The 19,800-nt window shown below is 42.9% G+C and carries 17 protein-coding genes and 1 other RNA gene; 15 read left to right on the top strand and 3 right to left on the bottom strand.

The genetic code is table 11. The annotated features are described in order from the left end of the window. The first annotated feature begins 224 nt into the window (after nucleotides 1-224). The 15 genes from rpe (at nucleotide 225) to ACODJP_RS08825 (ending at nucleotide 16,100) form a co-directional block, all read left to right on the top strand. The gene (gene rpe / locus ACODJP_RS08895; RefSeq protein WP_422480644.1) at nucleotides 225-896 is read left to right on the top strand and encodes a ribulose-phosphate 3-epimerase; all 672 of its coding nucleotides are present in this window, start codon (nucleotides 225-227) and stop codon (nucleotides 894-896) included. Continuing rightward, entirely contained in the window at nucleotides 893-1,345 is a 453-nt protein-coding gene (gene dtd, locus ACODJP_RS08890; protein ID WP_422480642.1) for a D-aminoacyl-tRNA deacylase, read from the top strand. Before rpe ends, dtd begins: the two co-directional genes overlap by 4 nt. Nucleotides 1,346-1,397: 52 nt before the next feature. Next, nucleotides 1,398-2,471, top strand: coding sequence for a recombinase RecA (gene recA, locus ACODJP_RS08885; protein ID WP_422480640.1), 1,074 nt, complete (start codon nucleotides 1,398-1,400; stop codon nucleotides 2,469-2,471). Nucleotides 2,472-2,519: 48 nt separating this feature from the next. After that, the gene (locus ACODJP_RS08880; RefSeq protein ID WP_422480638.1) at nucleotides 2,520-3,455 is read left to right on the top strand and encodes a segregation and condensation protein A; all 936 of its coding nucleotides are present in this window, start codon (nucleotides 2,520-2,522) and stop codon (nucleotides 3,453-3,455) included. After that, complete coding sequence (gene scpB / locus ACODJP_RS08875) at nucleotides 3,452-4,024, top strand: SMC-Scp complex subunit ScpB (protein ID WP_422480636.1); 573 nt, start codon at nucleotides 3,452-3,454, stop codon at nucleotides 4,022-4,024. Before ACODJP_RS08880 ends, scpB begins: the two co-directional genes overlap by 4 nt. Next, nucleotides 4,014-4,739 (top strand): pseudouridine synthase, encoded by a 726-nt coding sequence (locus tag ACODJP_RS08870; protein ID WP_422480634.1) that lies wholly within the window; start codon nucleotides 4,014-4,016, stop codon nucleotides 4,737-4,739. Before scpB ends, ACODJP_RS08870 begins: the two co-directional genes overlap by 11 nt. Beyond that, entirely contained in the window at nucleotides 4,736-7,162 is a 2,427-nt protein-coding gene (gene cmk, locus ACODJP_RS08865) for a (d)CMP kinase (protein ID WP_422480632.1), read from the top strand. The genes ACODJP_RS08870 and cmk overlap by 4 nt, the downstream gene beginning before the upstream one ends. 12 nt (nucleotides 7,163-7,174) lie before the next feature. After that, nucleotides 7,175-7,861 carry a tetratricopeptide repeat protein gene (locus ACODJP_RS08860; RefSeq protein WP_422480630.1) on the top strand — a complete coding sequence of 229 codons (687 nt, stop codon included), beginning with the start codon at nucleotides 7,175-7,177 and terminating at the stop codon, nucleotides 7,859-7,861. 37 nt (nucleotides 7,862-7,898) lie between these two features. Next, nucleotides 7,899-8,879: a hypothetical protein gene (locus ACODJP_RS08855; protein ID WP_422480628.1), complete on the top strand. Its 981-nt coding sequence runs from the start codon at nucleotides 7,899-7,901 to the stop codon at nucleotides 8,877-8,879. 88 nt (nucleotides 8,880-8,967) lie between these two features. Then, the gene (gene mazG / locus ACODJP_RS08850) at nucleotides 8,968-9,795 is read left to right on the top strand and encodes a nucleoside triphosphate pyrophosphohydrolase (RefSeq protein ID WP_422480626.1); all 828 of its coding nucleotides are present in this window, start codon (nucleotides 8,968-8,970) and stop codon (nucleotides 9,793-9,795) included. Nucleotides 9,796-9,845: 50 nt separating this feature from the next. Beyond that, complete coding sequence (locus tag ACODJP_RS08845) at nucleotides 9,846-10,502, top strand: TrkA C-terminal domain-containing protein (RefSeq protein WP_422480624.1); 657 nt, start codon at nucleotides 9,846-9,848, stop codon at nucleotides 10,500-10,502. A gap of 316 nt (nucleotides 10,503-10,818) precedes the next feature. Further along, entirely contained in the window at nucleotides 10,819-12,330 is a 1,512-nt protein-coding gene (locus tag ACODJP_RS08840; protein ID WP_422480622.1) for an ABC transporter substrate-binding protein, read from the top strand. After that, nucleotides 12,327-13,295: an ABC transporter permease gene (locus tag ACODJP_RS08835; RefSeq protein ID WP_422480620.1), complete on the top strand. Its 969-nt coding sequence runs from the start codon at nucleotides 12,327-12,329 to the stop codon at nucleotides 13,293-13,295. Before ACODJP_RS08840 ends, ACODJP_RS08835 begins: the two co-directional genes overlap by 4 nt. Continuing rightward, entirely contained in the window at nucleotides 13,292-14,122 is an 831-nt protein-coding gene (locus tag ACODJP_RS08830) for an ABC transporter permease (RefSeq protein WP_422480619.1), read from the top strand. The genes ACODJP_RS08835 and ACODJP_RS08830 overlap by 4 nt, the downstream gene beginning before the upstream one ends. Beyond that, nucleotides 14,112-16,100, top strand: a complete 1,989-nt coding sequence (locus ACODJP_RS08825) for a dipeptide ABC transporter ATP-binding protein (protein ID WP_422480617.1) — start codon at nucleotides 14,112-14,114, stop codon at nucleotides 16,098-16,100. Before ACODJP_RS08830 ends, ACODJP_RS08825 begins: the two co-directional genes overlap by 11 nt. On the opposite strand, the gene ACODJP_RS08820 is transcribed toward ACODJP_RS08825, so the two are convergent. The 3 genes from ACODJP_RS08820 to ACODJP_RS08810 form a co-directional block, all read right to left on the bottom strand. Further along, on the bottom strand, nucleotides 16,084-18,567 hold the full coding sequence (locus ACODJP_RS08820; RefSeq protein WP_422480615.1) for a TIGR03960 family B12-binding radical SAM protein: 2,484 nt from the start codon (nucleotides 18,565-18,567) through the stop codon (nucleotides 16,084-16,086). The genes ACODJP_RS08825 and ACODJP_RS08820 overlap by 17 nt on opposite strands. 58 nt (nucleotides 18,568-18,625) lie before the next feature. Continuing rightward, nucleotides 18,626-18,967, bottom strand: an RNA gene (gene rnpB, locus ACODJP_RS08815) — RNase P RNA component class A. An 11-nt stretch (nucleotides 18,968-18,978) separates the two neighbouring features. Further along, nucleotides 18,979-19,785, bottom strand: coding sequence for a zinc ribbon domain-containing protein (locus tag ACODJP_RS08810; RefSeq protein ID WP_422480613.1), 807 nt, complete (start codon nucleotides 19,783-19,785; stop codon nucleotides 18,979-18,981). Between the last annotated feature and the right edge of the window lie 15 nt (nucleotides 19,786-19,800).

The raw sequence follows: 19,800 nt of genomic DNA, 5'->3' as shown, positions 1-19,800 counted from the left end.
GCTCCCTTGATAAAGTGCTCATTTGAAACAAATAGTAAACGACCCGAGCTGAGTATCCTGTGTTTTGGATTCTATGACAGCTCAGGTGTTTTACGGTGAGAATAGTTCCAAGTTGCCTACATATCATAACATGATGAAGGATTGAATGCAATAAGTGTTTGCCTCCGGTATGGTTGTATCGACCGATGCTTTCCAAAACCGACGCTATCTGATACAACATACATATGAATACAGAACCACGTTGTATTGTCGCACCTTCGATGCTTTCCGCCGATTTTTCGAAGGCTGGAGAGGCGGTAACGATGATTGGGCGCACAGACGCACAATGGATACACCTAGATGTCATGGATGGCATGTTCGTTCCGAATATCAGCTTCGGGTCAAAATTCATAGCAGACATCAGGCCGTTGTCCGATCTTGTCTTCGATACCCACCTCATGGTAGCTCAACCCGAACGGTACATTAAAGCCTTCGCTGAAGCTGGAAGTGACTACATAACCGTGCATGCCGAGGCTTGCCTCCATTTGAACCGCACGGTTTCCATGATCCATGAAGAGGGCAAAAAGGCTGGGGTATCTCTGGTTCCATCTACACCGGTATCCTCAATAGAGTTAATCCTAGATGATATCGACCTTGTTTTGATCATGAGTGTGAATCCTGGCTTCGGAGGGCAAAAGTTTATTCCCTCCACCATGGAGAAAATCCACCAACTCGATCGTCTCAGGAAGGAAAGAGGACTTGATTTCAAGATATCGATCGATGGCGGTGTGAATGAATCGAATGGTGGACTCCTTGTAGATGCTGGAGTCGATATCCTCGTTATGGGTAGCGCTTTCTTCGGTTCTGAGGACCGAGAAGGATTGGTGAAGAAGCTTCAAGGGAGAACATCCGGATGAGGGCTGTCGTCCAAAGAGTTACGGGTGCTTCTGTCACCGTCAAAGGTGAAAAGGTAGGAAGTATTGACCTAGGATTACTCGTCTACCTTGGGGTACAACAAGACGATTCTGAAGCCGATTTGGAGTATTTGGTAAGGAAAATTCCTCAGTTGAGGATATTTACCGATGAACAGGGTAAGATGAATCGTTCTGTAGGACAGGTCGATGGGCAGATGCTAGTGGTAAGTCAATTTACACTCTGTGCTGATTTGAATAAGGGCAATCGTCCCTCCTTCAATCCAGCTGCAGACCCGGAGACTGCCCTTGCGACCTATGAAAAGTTCGTACAGGCTGTTCGGGAACAGGGGTATACGGTTGAGACTGGTGAGTTCGGCGCATCTATGCGAGTGGCGTATACGAATGAGGGTCCGGTGACTTTGATCATTGATACCCGAGAAATTTTGAAGTAAAAATCGAATTGATACGGTAAAGTAGTATAAGGATCCGATTAGGAGAGAAAATATGGCAAAGAATAGTAATTCCAGTTCGCCGGTTACGGTAACCGATTCCAAGCAGAAATTAGTTGCACTCGAAGCTGCTCGATCCCAAATCGACAAACAGTTCGGTAAAGGTGCTCTCATGAGATTGGGAGACAATCCCGTAGACCGTTCGGTGAGAGTCATCTCTTCGGGTTCCTTGCTCTTGGATGAAGCATTGGGCATAGGAGGGTATCCAAAAGGGAGGATCATTGAGATCTATGGTCCCGAATCTTCAGGTAAAACAACCCTTGCTCTCCACTCGATTGCAGAAGCCCAAAAAGCTGGAGGTATAGCTGCATTCATTGATGCTGAGCATGCCCTGGATCCGACATATGCGAAAAAGCTCGGTGTGAATACCGATGAACTTTGGATATCTCAACCTGATAATGGGGAACAGGCTCTAGAAATAGTTGAATCTCTTGTCCGTTCCGGAGCTGTAGATATCATTGTTGTCGACTCTGTGGCGGCGTTAACTCCTCAAGCTGAGATCGATGGAGAAATGGGCGATTCACACATGGGATTGCAAGCCCGTCTTATGAGCCAAGCTCTACGCAAACTCACCGGTATCTTAAGCAAAAGTAACACAACGATCATATTCATTAACCAGATCCGGATGAAGATCGGTGTCATGTTCGGAAATCCCGAGACTACAACCGGTGGAAATGCTCTCAAATTCTACTCGTCTATCAGAATTGAGGTCCGTAGGATCGAAGCTATCAGTCGCAGTGCCGATGATATCATTGGTAACAGAGTCAGAATAAAGATAGTGAAGAACAAAATGGCCCCTCCTTTCAAGAAGGTGGAGTTGGATATGTTCTTTGGTGAAGGCCTCAGTTACCATGGAAGTATTCTAGATGCTGCATTGAAATATGAAATGCTCGACAAGAGTGGTTCTTGGTACTCCTATAATGATGAAAAGATTGGACAAGGTAGGGAAAATGCCATCAATTTCCTTAAGACGAACACCGATATCACCGTCGATCTGGAAAAAAGACTTCGATCTGTTATGTTCCCTGCTCCAGTAGATTCTCAGCAGGCTGAAACCGCTAAAGAGTAAGTACACCAAGGCTTTACGCGACCGATATAAAACGCTATACTCGGTCGCATGGTAAAGGAAGCAGGACTGGTTGGTCAGGGTGACAGACACCCTTCGACCTTGTCCTATTCGATTCGACAATTCGAAGGCCCTCTGGATTTGCTTTTACATCTTATTCAGAAGGCACAAGTCAATATCTACGATATTCCCATTGCTGAGATAACAGATCAATTTCTGGCTTATCTCGATATGGCGAGCAAACTCGATTTGGATGATCTCACCGATTTCTATGCCATGGCGGCGCATTTAATCTATCTGAAAAGCAAAATGCTTTTACCAAACGATGATGGATTCGATGAGGATGATGAATTTTCCGAAATGAGGACAGAATTGGTTGAACGATTGCTTGAATACCAGAAATTCAAACGCTACACAGCTCTTCTCGTAGACTCCAACCAAAGTGGGGACTTGTTTATCCAACGGAAGAAGAGCCAATTCATGCTTCCATTCGAGGACCAGGCCTTGTGGAATGATATCAATGTATGGGACTTGTTGAAGACTTTCTCCTCATTATTGCGATCAATTACTCCACAACAAGTATTTAATGTATATGAAGAAGTAACAACCAAACAGAAGTTATCATTGATGGTTGAACTATTCGAACAACGCGAGGAAATTTCTTTTCTTGATCTCGTGGTACATCGTGAATCACCTATGGATGTCATCTGTGCTTTCCTTGCGATACTTGAAGCGGTGAAATTCAGTATGATATCTATCCATCAGCATGCATTGTTTGGTGATATCGTTATCAGAAAAAAAGATGGATTCGATAGTGAGACTTTCGAGGACGAAGACTATGGAGATGAAGAGCCTTTCGAGTCTTTTATCCAACAGACTTCACAGATCCAACCAGATGTTCGTATGGAACATAGAAATACGCTGTACGATGAAGACGATGATGATGAAATTATCGATCTGACAGATGATGCGGAGGGCGACCTATGAGTTCAAGTCCTACGGTCTTATCTACAAATGCCCGTCTGGTCGAAGTCATACTCTTTCTTGAAAACGAACCTGTCAGGACCGATAAGATAGGAAGATTGACTGGGCTTACCGAAGCACAACTTGCTGAAGCTATTGGGGAATTGAAAGGCTATTGGGAAGGTCACATGCACGGACTTGATCTCGTGGAATCCAACGGAACCTACTGTTTTCTTCCGTCTAATGATCTTCACGGTAAATTGCGTGATTGTTACGGAAAGAAAGTAGACCGCAGGCTCTCGAATGCAGCGTTGGAGACACTTTCAATCATTGCCTATTCACAACCGGTAACTAGACGGGATGTCGAGAATATCAGGGGTGTATCGAGCGACAATATCATTCGTCTTTTACGAGAACGGGAGTACATCAAGGTTGTTGGAAGAAAAGATGTACCTGGTCATCCCGGTCTATATGGTACGACAAAGAAATTTTTATTTGAATTCAATCTACCGAGCATCTCAGCGCTTCCGAAATTATCGGAAATCGATCGTGCCCGGTTTACAACTGAAGAGGAGTTGAATGATGCAAATTGACTATCCCATCCGTCTACAGAGTTATCTGGCCAAGAGCGGATTCGGATCGAGAAGATCCTGCGAACGGCTTATCTCAGAGGGTAGGGTATCCGTCAACATGAAAATCGTTGTTGAAATGGGTGTAAAAGTTGAAGCCGATGACGTGGTCATGGTTGACGATGTTTTGGCTGAACCAGCAGATCGCCTATTCTACTATGCATTGCACAAACCAAGAGGCTATGTATGTACCAACTATGATCCAAATGAGACTAAATATGCACGCGAGTTGATTACTATCCCGGAGAACAATCTCCTATTCCATGTTGGAAGACTGGACAAGGAATCCACCGGTTTGATTCTCTATACTAATGATGGGGATGCTGCACAAAAGATTATGCATCCTTCAAACCAGATAGAGAAGGAGTATGCGGTCATGACTGCAGAACCCATTCTCAGATCCGATATGGAAGAGGCACTTCGTGGCCTCTATATCGATAGCCAAAAGCCTTATGTCATCAAACACTTCGAACTACGTTCCAAGCGTTGGGTTGTCATTACCTTAACGGAAGGGAAAAACCGGGAGCTGAGGAAAATCTTCAGTTATTTCGGTTATACCATTAAACATTTGGTAAGGCTGAGGATCGGTCCGATCGAATTGGGCGAGCTCCCTGAAGGGAAATATCGTCCCGTCACAAAAAGTGAAATGAAAGCATTATTGGAGGGGAAGAACACATGAATAAAGATCTCCTGAAAGGGTTAAAAGGTTTTGTTGTAGCTATAGACGGACCGGCAGGAGTCGGAAAAAGTTCTATCGCAAGCATGGTTGCAGCACATCTAGGCTTCTATTTTCTGAATTCAGGAAATTTTTACCGTGCAATTACCCTCAATGTATTGGAAAAAGGGTTGGATCCTAAAGATCCTACTGTTGTACTCGATGTAGCTAAAGCGATTTCGCTGGAAATCATTAATGGAAGGTTACACGCAGATGGAGTAGATGTCGAAGATAAACTCCATTCTGATTCTGTAGATGCCTATGTGGCTCCACATTCCGCTATCGTGGAATTGCGGACGATCGTGAACCGTCATCTCAGAGCTCTTGCTGAACATGGGATGAATATCGTCTGTGAAGGTAGAGATATCACCACAGTCGTATTCCCCCAAGCTCAGTGCAAATTTTTCTTGGATGCTACTGTTGAAGTCCGCGCAAGAAGGCGATACGCCCAACAACCAACAGAAATGTCATATCAAGATCTAGTTAAAAAAATTGCGGAAAGAGACGAAATTGACAGGAATAAGCCAGTCGGTGGTCTGAAGGTAGCTCCCAACGCTATCTATATTGACTCCTCATACTTGACCATAGATGAAGTTTATGACACAGTGTTACGTGCTATATTTACCCGGATTTCGGGTGAAAATAAGGATCAGGAGAGAAAAGTGGAAGAAGTGAAGGAAGTGTTGGAAACACAAAACGAACCTCAGCAGAAGGCTGATATGCAGACGATGTTGCAGGAACATTACCTAAAATCTCTTGATGAAATTGAAGACGGTCAGCTCGTTACCGGTACTGTTGTTCAGGTCAATAACGAGTATGTGTTTGTGGATGTGGGATATAAGTCTGAAGGAAGAATTGCCTCGGATGAATTTGCCACTGTTCCTGCCGTCGGCGACGAAGTCAAGGTCATGATTGTCAACAAAGAAGGGAAGGGCGGCCAGATCGTTATTTCCAAAAAACGTGCTGACATCAAGGAACGGACCGAAGTCCTCAAGGAAGCTGCTGAAAATCGCGCTCCAGTTATGGGCAAGTTCGTGAAGGTCATCAAGGGAGGCTTTGAAGTCGACCTGGGCAATGAATTCTTAGGGTTCTGCCCGCTCTCGAAAGCCGATGTGGTCAGGGTCGAAGATCCTGAGACCATGATTGGGATCGCAGATTACTTCATAATCGACAAATTCCATACTGGAATGAAGTTGAAGAGTGTAGTTAGTCGTCGTGAGTATCTTGAGAAGAAGATCAAGGAAAACAAAGAAAAGTTTTTCTCCACGGTCAAGATCGGCGATGTCGTTGAAGGTACGGTAAAAAGCTTCACTAGTTTTGGAGCATTTATTGATCTCGGTGGATTCGATGGCTTGCTCCATATTAATGATATGAGCTGGGGCCATGTCACCAAACCAAAAGATTTTGTGAAGAAAGGCCAGGTCATTCAGTTGAGACTCATCAACATCGATCCTGTCTCACAGAAGATCAACCTTTCATTGAAGCATATGCAAGAGGATCCCTGGAATACATTCGAAGAGCGATATTCGGTCGATGATGTTGTTAAGGCTCCTGTCACTAAGATTACAACATTCGGTGTATTTATTGAAATTGAACCTGGAATAGAAGGCTTAGCCCATATTTCAGAGCTTTCTTGGACAAAGCGGATCAATAATCCCAAGGAGTTGCTCTCCATTGGAGATGTTGTTGAAGCAAAAATACTTGGATACGATCTGGACAAGAAGCGTGTCAGCCTCGGCTTGAAACAGCTTGAAGAGAATCCTTGGGACACCATTGATGAGCGCTATCCCATGGGTATGACTCTCACCAAACCAGTAGTAAAGATTACCAATAGCGGTGCATTTATTAATCTGGAAGAAGGTATCGACGGGTTCCTTCATATCGACGACATTTCTTGGACCAAGAAAGTCAGGAATATGAACGAGTTCTGCAAAGAGGGTGATGTCATTGATGTTGTCGTTACTCGTGTTGATGCCAAGACTCGCCATATTCGCCTTGGTGTAAAGCAGCTCGAGGGAAATCCTTGGCAGACTTTGCGTCATGACTATCCCAAGGGCAGTACTATCAGTGGTGAAATCAGCAATGTTACTGACTTCGGTGTTTTTGTAAGAGTTCTCGGTGATATCGAAGGACTTATCTCAAAATACAACCTAGTCGGACCTGATGAGCAGTTCTCCGATGAAGTCTTGAAGAAGTTCAAGGTCGGCGATCCTATCACTGCTGCTGTTGTGGAGATTAATCCCTCCACCCAAAAGCTGAGTCTGTCGATCAAGGAGATGATCCGCAAATCCCAGCAGTCCGAGATTTCCAAGTATATACACGATGATGAAGGTGATACCTTTACGTTTGGTGACTTAATGAAATCCCGGGAAAAAGACACGGAATAGCGGAGCATACTGATGGCTAAAAAAAATGAAACAACGACTTCGGGAAAAATTGAATCAAAATTCAATAATTTCCTGATTGCGAAGAAAAAGCTCCTGATTATTGTCGCGGTGGCCGTTTTGGTCATCGTGGCGGGGTTATGGATAGGCCTCTCAATTGCCGACAGCCGGGCAGACAATCTGCAGTTGTCTATCGACAATCTACAAAGGACATATTCAGAGTGGACGTATTTAGAGGACAAGACTACTTCAGAGGCAGAGTCGATGAAGGATTCTTTGGAGACCGAGCTCTCCGACCTTGCTAGCAAGGGAGGGAAATCGTATCCGGTTCTTAAGGCCGAATACCTGCTAGGTCTTATTTCCTATGAAGATGGTGCTTTCGATGTTGCATTGGATCATTTTTTGACTGTTGCAGAGAAGGGTAGCCAAACTTATTTAGGTTCATTGGCACTCTTCAATGCAGGTGTTGCCAGTGAACAACTTGGCGAAATAGGAAAGGCTCTGGAATATTATCAGTCTGTATACGATACATATGGTTCCGAAGCAGCCGAAGCGGCAAAAGCGTTGTTCAGCGTTGCACGTTTGCACGAGGCTCAGGGTAATAATGATCTCGCTCTTGCTGTTTTCCAGCAACTGGCAGATGAATTCTCAGCATCGGAATATGCAAAATTAGCTCAGACTCGTCTGGTGATGCTCCAATAGTTTGGAGAACAACACCGCCAGCTCTGGCGGAGGTATTATGAAGAGATGTTGGTCAAAGAGTACTCCTTTTATGGTGCTCGTGCTGACATCTCTTTTATTTTTCGCGAGTTGTGGTATGCCTACATATATCAATCTCGATGGAGATGTCTTCATTACTGGATCTACTCCCGATGATGGCCAAACAATCAATGTTTCGTTGGAAGTCAGTTCTTCAGCAGCTTCAAAATTGATGGATTATTTCCCTTCAGGTGAAGGTCCATCGATCAAGCTTTTCTATATTATTTCCTCACAGCCTAATATTTTGACCTCTCCTATAACAAATAACGCAAACGACGCTAGCTTTAAATTAAGCTTAGCTGATGATTATTTCAATACTATATACAGGACTACGCAAGGAAATGGTAGACCTTGGTCTCCTGAAACTTCATCAGGAACCGATTCGTTAGCACCTGGGTACTATCTTTATTCAGATTCTTCAAACTCACGGGAATACTCGGTCTTTAGACCAGATGACGATAATCTAAATACAACCCCATCTGGATTCGTATTGGGTACATTTGCACAAAGTATTGCTATTAGTGACCAACGCGCTTCTTTTATATTCGGAACGTCTCCCGAGATGGATATTCCCATTAAACCAGATAATTTTACGAGTGGATTTGATTTTACTGTATCAAAGAATGCTATAACACCAGGACCAGGGTCCGATTTTCCTATAGGGGATAAATCCTCCTACTTGCTGGAAATCTCAACTAATGAGACTGTACCTCGAATTTTTTATTTCACAAATTATCGAAAACATCCTTTTCCCAATATCGCTAAATGGTCAAAAGATGATCTGAGTAGACAGTACATCTCAAATGAAGATAATTACTTCTATAATAATCTAGTTGAAGATTATTCACTAAACACAAATTTGTATGTACATATATTTGGCGCGATATTCGCAGGTGAGGGGGATTTTACAAATATCTATTGGTCTAAACTCGAATATCTTGGTTATATCTTATTGGATTGATATTTTTTTAAAAAAATATGTTTTAATGTATATAATGTATATTCTGTCAACTAGAAAGAATTACAAACAAAATCAGGAGTTATTATAGATGATTGATTATCAACACCATGATGCTGAGACTTTACCTGAAGCAGTAAAAAATCTGTATACGATTCTTACCTTGTTAAGAAGCCCTGAAGGCTGTCCTTGGGACCGTGAGCAAACCCCTGCCGATGTTTCTCGTGCATTACTTGATGAAACTTACGAATATATTGATGCTCTAGATGAGCAGGATATTCAATCATGCTCTGAAGAAATTGGTGATATTCTACTGAATGCGTTCATGATAACGAGAATCCATGAAGAATCCGGAGATTTTACTCCCGTGCAAGCGATAAATTCAGTTTGTGCTAAATTGGTTCGGAGACATCCCCATGTTTTTTCCGACGCTGAGGCTGCCGATAGCATGGAAGTATTGGATTTATGGAATTCGATCAAGGAGAATGTTGAAGGAAAGAAATCGCATGATGATGACTTCTTCAGTCGAGTGCCTAAATCATTGCCAAAACTTGAAGAAGCCTGGGAAATTCAAAAGAAAATGCGTAAGGTAGGATTCGATTGGCCAGATATTGAAGGTGTATTGGCTAAAGTTGATGAAGAACATAAGGAACTTCTTGAAGCAATCGAAAATATTGATCATGACCCTTTGCATGTGGAGGAAGAATTAGGAGACCTGCTCTTTGCCATAGTCAATCTTGCCCGATATTTGAAAATCAGCCCCTCAGTCGCTCTTCATAAAAGCAACAAGAAAGTACGTACGAGATTCAACAAATTGGCAAAGAGAGGCTCAGATAGACACATACCGTTATCATGGGAAAATGTAGACGTATTGAATGATATATGGGAAGAGATTAAATCTGAGGAAAAAATCAGGTAACAGGGACACTATTGCCCCCCATCATCCAACGTGATATCATATTGCTGATTATGACACCTGAACAGAAGGAACATGAGAAAAAATCACCTCGTCGCAAACGCGATGGAATTGCTACCTATGCAAAGATAGCGCTGGATATTGCTAATAGGATCTCCAATGGTGAAATACCTGAAGGTAAACGACTCTCTGGACGCTCTCTTATGTCCACCGAATATGGAGTCTCTCCGGAAACCATAAGAAGATCATTCTCCCTTTTAGAAGAACAACAGGTGGTAGAAGTTCTCCAAAACAGTGGTGTAAAAGTAAAATCTCGTTCGAATGCCTTAAAATATATCGCAAAACATAGCAATCGTTATGAAACGAAAGCCCTACTTACCCGAATGAGGAACCTTATCGAGCAACACGAAGAACTCGAACGCGAACTGTTCGACACAGTCAGGCAATTGATAGATTCTACAGAAAGATTCGCATCCAGCAATCCATTTTATACCTATGAATGTACGGTGACCAACGATTCACCGATAATTGGTAAAAGCTTGGGAGAACTCTCTTTCTGGCAAATGACCAAAGCTACAGTAATCGCGATTAGACGGGACGGATCTATATTCCTATCTCCTGGACCTGGGTTTTCCATCCAACCATTCGACATTCTCGTTCTTGTGGGAAATCAAGAGACGAAGGCTGTAGTAGAAGCGTTTGTCCAATAAGTAAATACAAGATATTCTCTACACTTGATAAGCTCGGACAACAGATCACCATCGAACATAAGTAACATTGTCACCAACCCTAAATAGCCTATAGCAGTTAATATTTTACTGTATATGGAATAGTCCAATATATTACAGCCCTTGACAAAGTGCCAATCTCTATAGTTTAATTAGGTTGTCGGTTATAGGAACAGTAAATTGCTGTAGCCTTAATTCAAAGTTAACCAGCTATATTCGGCTAAAGCATAATATTTTGTTGCTAGACAAATAAATAAAACTATAATCGAGAAAGAATCACAATTACCTAGGAGGAATTATGAGACGTATTTTAAGTATCATGTTAATAGTTCTCTTCGTTGCGGTACCTACAGTATTCGCAGGAGGAGACAAAGAGGAAGCTTCCACGGAGAAGGTTATCCGTGTAGCGGAGCAGGTTCCTGGTTTGATTACGCCAGGAGTATGGGATGGACAGGCATTTTCCATGAACTCGTCTATCTATGAGTATCTTGTGGAACTCAATGCTAAAACGGGGGAGATGGAACCAGTTCTTGCAACCGATTGGTCCAGCGATGATGGATCCACATGGACAATCAAATTACGTGAAGGAGTGAAATTTCATGATGGTTCTGACTTCACTTCAGAAGATGTGAAATTCACCATTGAAAGAACACAAGATCCTTCAGTCGGACACTTGAAGAGATTGGATTTCGAGGCAGTTGAATCTGTTGAGACTCCAGATGATTACACAGTCGTGTTGAAGTTATCAGAGTCACGTCCTACCTTCATGTATCAGTTCACTGACTATAACATGGCTATTCTTGCAAGTGATTATGATTACGCATCACTCGGTGAGTCAAAGCCCATGGGAACAGGACCATTTGTCATGCAACAACTGATTCCCAAAGAATCCGCAGCATTAGCAAAAAATTCTAATTATTGGGATCCCAATCTTCCTAAAATCGACAAGCTGCTCATTTACTTTGTTGCAGATATCGATGCAAGTATCTCAATGTTGGAATCAGATCGTGTTGACGTAGTTCCTTTTGTAACTCCGACTATCAAGAATCGCTTAGATGGAGCAGAAGGTATATCAGTAATTAGCCCGTATCAGGAGCAGCGTTATATCGCGATGATAACCGACATGGAACCATTCGATGATAATCGTGTCAGACTTGCATTGAAGTACACCATGGATCCTGAAATTCTTGCACGTAATGTTGCCCAGACTGAGCTTGGTGATGGGTTCTTCTATAACGAAACTCCTATCATGAACATGCTGGCAGAGTATAAGGAAATTCCTTTCCGTGGTCGTGACATTGAAAAGGCTAAAGAGTTACTCGCTGAAGCCGGATACCCTAATGGTGTTTCGGTGCCCCTAACCTACGCTTCCGACCATCCGTTCGGTAAAGAACTTGCCCAGACAATCCAAGAATTGGCAGCTCCCGCAGGATTCGATATTGAACTTAAAGGGTATACCCGAGATATCTACCTTTCACAGTACTGGTTGAATGTACCCTTCTCCATTACTGGTTGGGGTGGACGTCCTGATCCATCCATGCTGCTAGCACTTGCTTTTAAGGGCGGTGGCTCATGGAATGAATCTCATATCGATAATCCAAAGGTAAATGAACTGATTAATAAAATTTCATCCGAAGTTGACCCCGAGGTTCGCACAGGTTATTATCATGAATTACAGGAGGTCTTCCACGAAGAAGGTTCTGTTATAAATGTTCAGGTGCCATTATTGGTAGCGATTAACGACCGTGTTGTGAATTATAGTCATCCCTTGACTATGCTTCCACAATACAAATACATGGATGTTAAATGAATAGAACACTAAGTATTGTTGTTCGGAGACTGGGGTCGCTACTCGCGACCCTAGTCGTCATGTCATTCGTGATCTTCATGCTAGTTGAAATCATGCCTGGAGATGTCGCACAGATGATTCTGGGACAGAGTGCTACCGAGGAATCCGTCGCCGCATTAAGAGAAGCCCGGGGACTTGATGATCCCGTACTACAACGATATGGTCGCTGGATCAAAGGCGTTGTGGTCGGTGATTTGGGTGAAAGTATCTATATGCAAGGTGTTGCGATCAATTCGATTCTATGGAGACGTGTAGGCCACTCCCTTATACTCGCATTGACCGCATTCATCATGTTTGTCCCACTTTCCATATTCTTTGGTGTATTGGCAGGAGTGAAGGAAAAGAAGCCCACCGATTCAATAGTATCCTTTTTTGGCTTGGCGACCATGGCTTTACCTGAGTTTGTATCGGGGGTATTCCTCATTACCATCTTTGCCGTACAACTTGATATATTTCCGATTGTAAGTGTGATACCCATTGGGGAGAGCCTTTGGAGTAATCTAGATATTCTCATCCTCCCTGCCCTCTCCATTACGTTTGTGATGTTCGGCTATGTTTCCCGTATGCAGCGTTCATCCATGATCACGGTAATGAATTCCGATTATGTACGAGCAGCGATCCTCAAGGGTATGCCACGAAAATATGTAATCTTCAGACATGCCTTGAAAAATGCACTGCTTCCTACCATTACCATCATCGGAATGAATATGGGATGGCTCTTTGGAGGACTGGTCGTCGTAGAGACCTTATTTGGTTATCCGGGAATGGGCTCATTATTAATGACAGCGATCAAGACGAGAGATGTACCGCTGATTGAAGCATGTGTTCTATTGATCACAGTAATCTATTCGCTGTCTACTATGATCACCGATATCATGTACAGTTATCTCAATCCACGGATTAGATTCCAAGGAGGTCAGCGATGAAATACATACTTTATCAATTGAAAAAACATCCGTTGGCAATCGTTGGAATTGCAATTATCGTATTTTGGCTGATCATGGCTTTCATTGGACCATCACTGATATCCTTTACATATACTGAAATGGACAGCGAATTCCAGATGGCTTCTCCGGGTGTGAATGGACATCTACTGGGTACGGATAGTCTCGGGAGAGACTTGTTGGCAAGAATCGTCTATGGTAGCCGGTCAATTTTAACTGTTGCTCTTTTAACTTCTATTTTTTCTACATTTGTCGGAGTTATTCTAGGATTTTCAGCGGGGTATTTCGGAGGGAGGACCGATGCTGTATTCCTCAGAGCAATGGATATCCTTATGGCGATTCCTCCACTTGTCCTGTCGATGGTTATTCTTGGAATATTGGGTGATTCAAGTATCGCTTCTCTAACTATCATCGTTTCCATTGCATTTGTTCCTGCTACGGCTCGTGTTTCTCGAGGAGTCTTGTTAACCGAAAAAAGTCAGGAATATGTTTCTGCTGCTAGAATTAGAGGGGAAAGCCATCTCTATATCATGTTCGTGGAAATACTTCCAAATACTACAGGTCCGATAATTGTAGAAGCTACAGCGCGTTTTGCCTATTCTATCATGATGGTAGCATCTTTGGGATTCCTAGGAGTCGGTATGCAACCACCTACACCAGACTGGGGAATGATGGTTATTGAAAATAAACCTATAATCTCCCAAGCTCCTGGGGCTGTGTTGTTCCCGGCATTGGCTATTGCCTCATTGGTGATTGCCATATCCATATTCTCTGACTTTGTCAGTAAGGTGTTAATACATGAACGATAATATATTGGAAATCGAAAATTTACATGTACGGTTCAAAACGTTCGATGGACTATTCTCAGCTGTCAACAATGTATCGTTGACTCTTGGAACTAATGAGTCTATAGGGATTATTGGTGAATCGGGCTGTGGAAAGAGTACCCTCTCTTTTTCCGTAATGCGGTATTTAGCAAGCAATGCGGAAGTCGATGGAGCAATCCGGTATAAGGGGGAAAACCTCCTTGAAAAAACTGAGAAACAAATGGAAAAATACCGAGGCGATAGAATTGCCATGGTATTCCAAAACCCCTACTCTTCATTGAATCCTGCCCTTACGATTGGATTCCAATTGGATGAAGTGGGAATGCATCACCAGGGACTCTCCAAGAAAAAAGCCCGTGAAGCAACAATAGAAGCATTGCAATTGATGAATCTCGGTGATCCAAAAGGTATTGCAAGAAGATATCCACATCAGGTAAGTGGGGGTATCCAACAACGTATCTGTATCGCCATGTCTCTTCTGTGCAGACCAGACTTGCTGATATTGGATGAACCCACGACAGCTTTGGATGTCACCACAGAAGCAGTAATTCTTGATTCCATCAAAGAGTTGAAAGATAAGCTCAATATGTCCTTGATGTATATCTCCCATGATATGGGTGTTATCAACAAAGTCGCAGAACAGGTTGTTGTGATGTATAGCGGAGAAATTGTCGAGCGAGGACCAAAGAATGAAATATTCGACAACCCTACCCATCCGTATACCAGGGCTCTAATCAACTGTATGCCTCGCGGCGGCGTGGTCAAGGAGAAGACAAAACTCAATACAATTCCTGGCTATGTTAGCCGTAGAGGCGCAAATGAAGGTGGGTGTCCTTTTGTAGACCGATGTGACAAAAGAAACGATACCTGTGAGAGTAAATATGGTATGCGAAAAATCGGGGATAGACATTTTGCTGCCTGTGACCGTGCTTATGCCACCGATATACCCGACAAGATGAAGGAAAAGCTTGTACCAAAACCGAGACCAGAGGTTGATTACGACCCAAATTCTGAATTGTTAAAGATTGAGAATCTTCACAAGGTATATGGGACAAGAAGAAAAGTGTATGCAGTCAATGGTGTTGATTTTGCTGTTCATCCCCGTTCTGTAATCGGCATTGTAGGTGAATCGGGTTGTGGTAAATCAACAACTGGACATATGGTCTCAGGATTATACAAACCTACCAAAGGTCGGATTCTATTTGAGGATACAGATATTTCCATTGCATGGAATAAGCGTAATAAAGAGACCTTGAAAAATATTCAGCTCATATTCCAGAACCCAGGTCGAAGTCTGAATCCTTCACATACTGTTGAACAGATCATCGGAAGGACGATGAAAAAACTCGCCAACATGAATGATCCCGCCGAGAGAAGAGAGAAAATCAAACAAATCCTCAGTAAGGTAGACCTTGGTGAGGAATATCTGGAAAAGAAGCCTCGGGAACTAAGTGGAGGAGAACAACAAAGAATTGCTATAGCTAGAGCTCTCTCGATTTCTCCAAATCTGATTGTCTGTGATGAACCTACGAGTGCTTTGGATGTTTCTGTTCAAGCTTCGGTATTAAATCTTTTAAATGACCTTCAAGTTGAAACACATGCTGCGTATATGTTCATTTCCCATGACTTGAATGTCATCAATTACCTCAGTGACTATATCATGGTCATGTACGCAGGAAAGATAGCAGAGTATGGTATGCGTGACGAGGTCATGAACCCTCCGTTCCACCCATATACAGAAGCTTTGCTCTCAGCTATGCCAGAGGTAGATCCTACAAAGCAGAAGGATCCTATAGAACTGTTAGGACAATTACCTGATCCGGCAAAAAAACCCAAAGGATGTCCTTTCGCCGGTCGTTGTCATAAGCAAGTTGGGGAAATCTGTGTTAAAGAGTATCCACCGATGGTCCGACTATCCGATACACACTACTACTACTGTCATATTAAACCGACAGCGTAGTAAAATCATTCGGTCCGTCAGTATAGGAACCGAGGAAAATCATATCGCGGTGTATCTTCATTGAGGAGAGCACCGCGAATTTGTCTACATCCTTTCCAAATAATGTCTTGATCGGATTCTTCTCCCCATTAATGATTGCTGTATAGGTAGAATCTCCCCCAATGGTAAGTTTAGCGACAGAAACACCAACGCCACAACAGTGTACCCACTGATCCATTTTCTTTTTTAATTCTGCATCTTCCATATGCGATATCGTGTATATGCTACCACCCATATGTTTACTTAGCGTTACTCTACGATCAGTTTCGAAAGCTTTCATATCGGTGAATACAAATCCTTCAGAGATTGATGCATTCAAAATTTTTAGTGTATCTTCGCGATTCAAAAAATCACCACCATGGATATCGACCAATACAACCTCAGCTCCACCAGTCACGCCAGTTGAAAGAGGATTAACAAACTCCATCTTTGGTTTCGGGTTATATCCTTGGGTAAAAGTAACCGGTATTTGGGCGCGTTGAAAAGCTTGTTCGAACAGTCTCATTACATGGATATGGGAGATAAAAGCTGCCCTGCCCTCTTTCCTATAAAAGAAAAGTACAGGTCTTGAAGGCTTAATTTCTTGCGCTTCTATGATCTTTTGTGATGTCTGTGTAGGTATGAAAACTTCCTCGTGAGATATTTGCGCATCATCAACGACCTGGTGTACTTTACCACAGACGCCACAGGGCATAAGACACTCGGAAAGGCATCGATTTGTAAGGATAGCCTGTTTAGCGAGTTCCCACTCATTTCTCAAGTACATTTTCGAAACGCCCAAGGAAACCGAATCCCAGGGCAACTGTTCGTATGGATCATGCTCTGCAAAAATCCAACTATCGACAGGCTTTCCCATAGTTGAGATAGCTTCTTGCCAGAGTTGAATATCTAAATGTTCGTTCCATGCATCGAGACGACACCCCTTCCTGTAAGCCAATTCGATCAAGGGTGCCACAGTCTCATCACCTCTACTTATGATTCCTTCAATATAAGATACCCAAGGTTCATGGTAGGAGACTTTTGCGCCTCTAATTTCTTGTTGTATACCCCGTTTAATCTGTGTTAGATGTTCTTTCGAGAATCCAGGAGTCATTTGAGGTGCCCACTGAAAAGGAGTATGTGGTTTTGGGATAAAGGTCCCTATGTTGATATTTAAACCAATTTTTGTAGCCGTCCAAACCTGTCTAAGAAAGTCGATGATTGCATCTTTTTCTTCTTCAGGCTCTATAAATGGAAGACCGACCATAAAATAAAATTTTGCAAGTCTCCATCCTCTGCTTTTTGCTTCCTGGATGATTGAGATGACTTGTTCAACGGGAACTTCTTTGTTTACGGCTTGTTGCCATTTTGTCAAAGGAGTCTCGATCGCAAAAGTAAGACCACTTTTTCTCACTTCAGAAAGCTGTTCAAGAATTCCTAATGAGAAGGAACTTACTTTAAGGGATGGCAGTGAAAAAGAGACATGTTGCGGAGAGAATTCCTTATTCAGAGTCTCAATTACCGTTGCGATATTTGGATGATCTCCACTGGAGAGAGAACTTAGGGTTACAGTCCGATACCCAAATTCATGGACATGCTGGGATACCTGATTTCGAATCGCTTCCACAGATTTTTGTCTATAGGGCTTATAATACTGTCCTGCATGGCAAAAACGACAACCGTTGGGACACCCTCGCATTATTTCAACCACTCCATTATCCTGAGTAACTTTGAAGTGTGGCATGACATAATGTGAAAACGTATTATGATTACCATCGGCAAAATCGTCATCTATAGCTCTTTTAGCTAATTTTTTGCCTGGATACCAAAGGAATGAATATTTCTTCAATTCCTCAATAGTCTCATTCCGATCCAGATGATTCTCTTTTGCACTGTTCATGGTTTGCACCACATCTGCAAGGCCAGATTCAGCCTCTCCAATAAATACGAAATCGAAGAATGGAGCGAACGGCAATGGATTAGTTACTGCAGGTCCTCCTGCAATCACAATAGGATGATCGTTCTCTCTATCTTCTGCATGTATTGGAATTCCACCTAGATCCAAGACTTGAAGAATATTTGTTGCAGCCAGTTCATAGCCTATGGAGACACCGAGAAGATCGAGATCCTTCAGTGGTATACCATATTGCAATGTATGTAATGGTATCCCATGTTGTCGCAATAATTTTTCATAATCAGGAGCAACTGAAAAAACCCGATCACATGAGATAGGTAACGGTATGTTGGATACGAGATCATATAAGATCCTTACCGCGTTATTCGACATTCCGATTTCATATAAATCGGGAAAACAAATTCCAACATGAAATGATGCATCTTCCACAGGTGTAGATTCCCCAAAAGAAAATTCTCCACCTATGTACCGTGCAGGGTTCTCTATAGTAAGAAGTTTGTTTCCAAACTGTTTAGTGATATCAATCCTATCCATCTTCAACTCCAGGTAGCAAGAGAGCGCCCTTATTAGAGCGCTCTTTCACTATACTAAAAAAATTGGTGGTTCATAAGCCGGGTTCTGTCTCGTGCGGCCATCTATCTAGGTATATCGTTACCGATATACTCAAGCGACCTACCCGCAGGCTTATGGACGAACAACCCACCTGCTGCTTGGTCTTGCTCCTGATGAGGTTTACCATGCCATCATTGTTACCAATGACGCGGTGGGCTCTTACCCCACCATTTCACCCTTACCTGTTTCCAGGCGGTATATTTTCTGTGGCACTCTCTATAGCCTTACGGCTCCCGGGTGTTACCCGGCATCATGTTCTATGGAGCCCGGACTTTCCTCCCACACAAGTCAAACTTGTATCGGCGACCGCATGAACCACCAAAAAATCACAAACTAAAGCAAATCTTCAAATTCATCCGTATCTACAAAGTCAGCCAATCCTGCCTCTTCGATCTCAGAATCATCAAGTGGCTGATCATTTTGATCAAATACTTCGGTATCTTCCCAATAGAGGACGCGGCTGCAATATGGACAGAATCTAAAATCATCACCCTTCCTTACTTCGTTTACGAATTGGATAGGAAGAGTCATATGGCAACCTTGACATACCATGCCATGGATTGGAACGATTCCGACACCTGCTTTATTTTTAATAATCCGTTCAAACTTGAATAGGATAGATTCATCGATACCAGGAGTAAGGGAATCTTCCTGTTTCTTCAGATCATTCAATTCCTGATCTTTTTGAGAAAGCAGAGAATCCTTCTTCTCGGTCTCGGTCTTTACCTCTTCTTCTTGGATCTCCATGAGTTGCTCGTGTTCTTCAAGCTGCTCCTGCAGTTCAGAAAAATATTTTTCCTTCGCAAGTAAGCTTTTCCTCAGGGACTGCTCTCGTATGGAAGCATCCTTGATCTCTTTCTCCAATGCCTCGAATTCGCGTTGGGTAGAAATCAGCTCCATCTGTTTTTCCGAATTTTCCCGTGCCTTCTCAGCCTCATCAAGTGAAAATCGGAGAGACTTGAGTTCTTCAGCCGTCTTCTCGAGGCGTTCATGCTTCTCTATGTAAGTCTTCTTACCACGATTGAGCAATTCTTCCTTCGTCTCTAGCGTCCGGGGTATTTCCTTGATCTCTTCAAGCACGGCGAATTTCTTGGCGAGTACGCCCTGAAGGTCGCGAAGCTTATCAAACACTTCCTGCATATAACTTCTCCTGCC

This window comes from Pleomorphochaeta sp. DL1XJH-081 (genome assembly GCF_049310885.1).
In the GTDB taxonomy this organism is placed as follows: Bacteria; Spirochaetota; Spirochaetia; order Sphaerochaetales; family Sphaerochaetaceae; genus CAYZJV01.
Note: the sequence above shows the minus strand (reverse complement) of the source record. Positions and strands in the feature narration are given on the sequence as shown.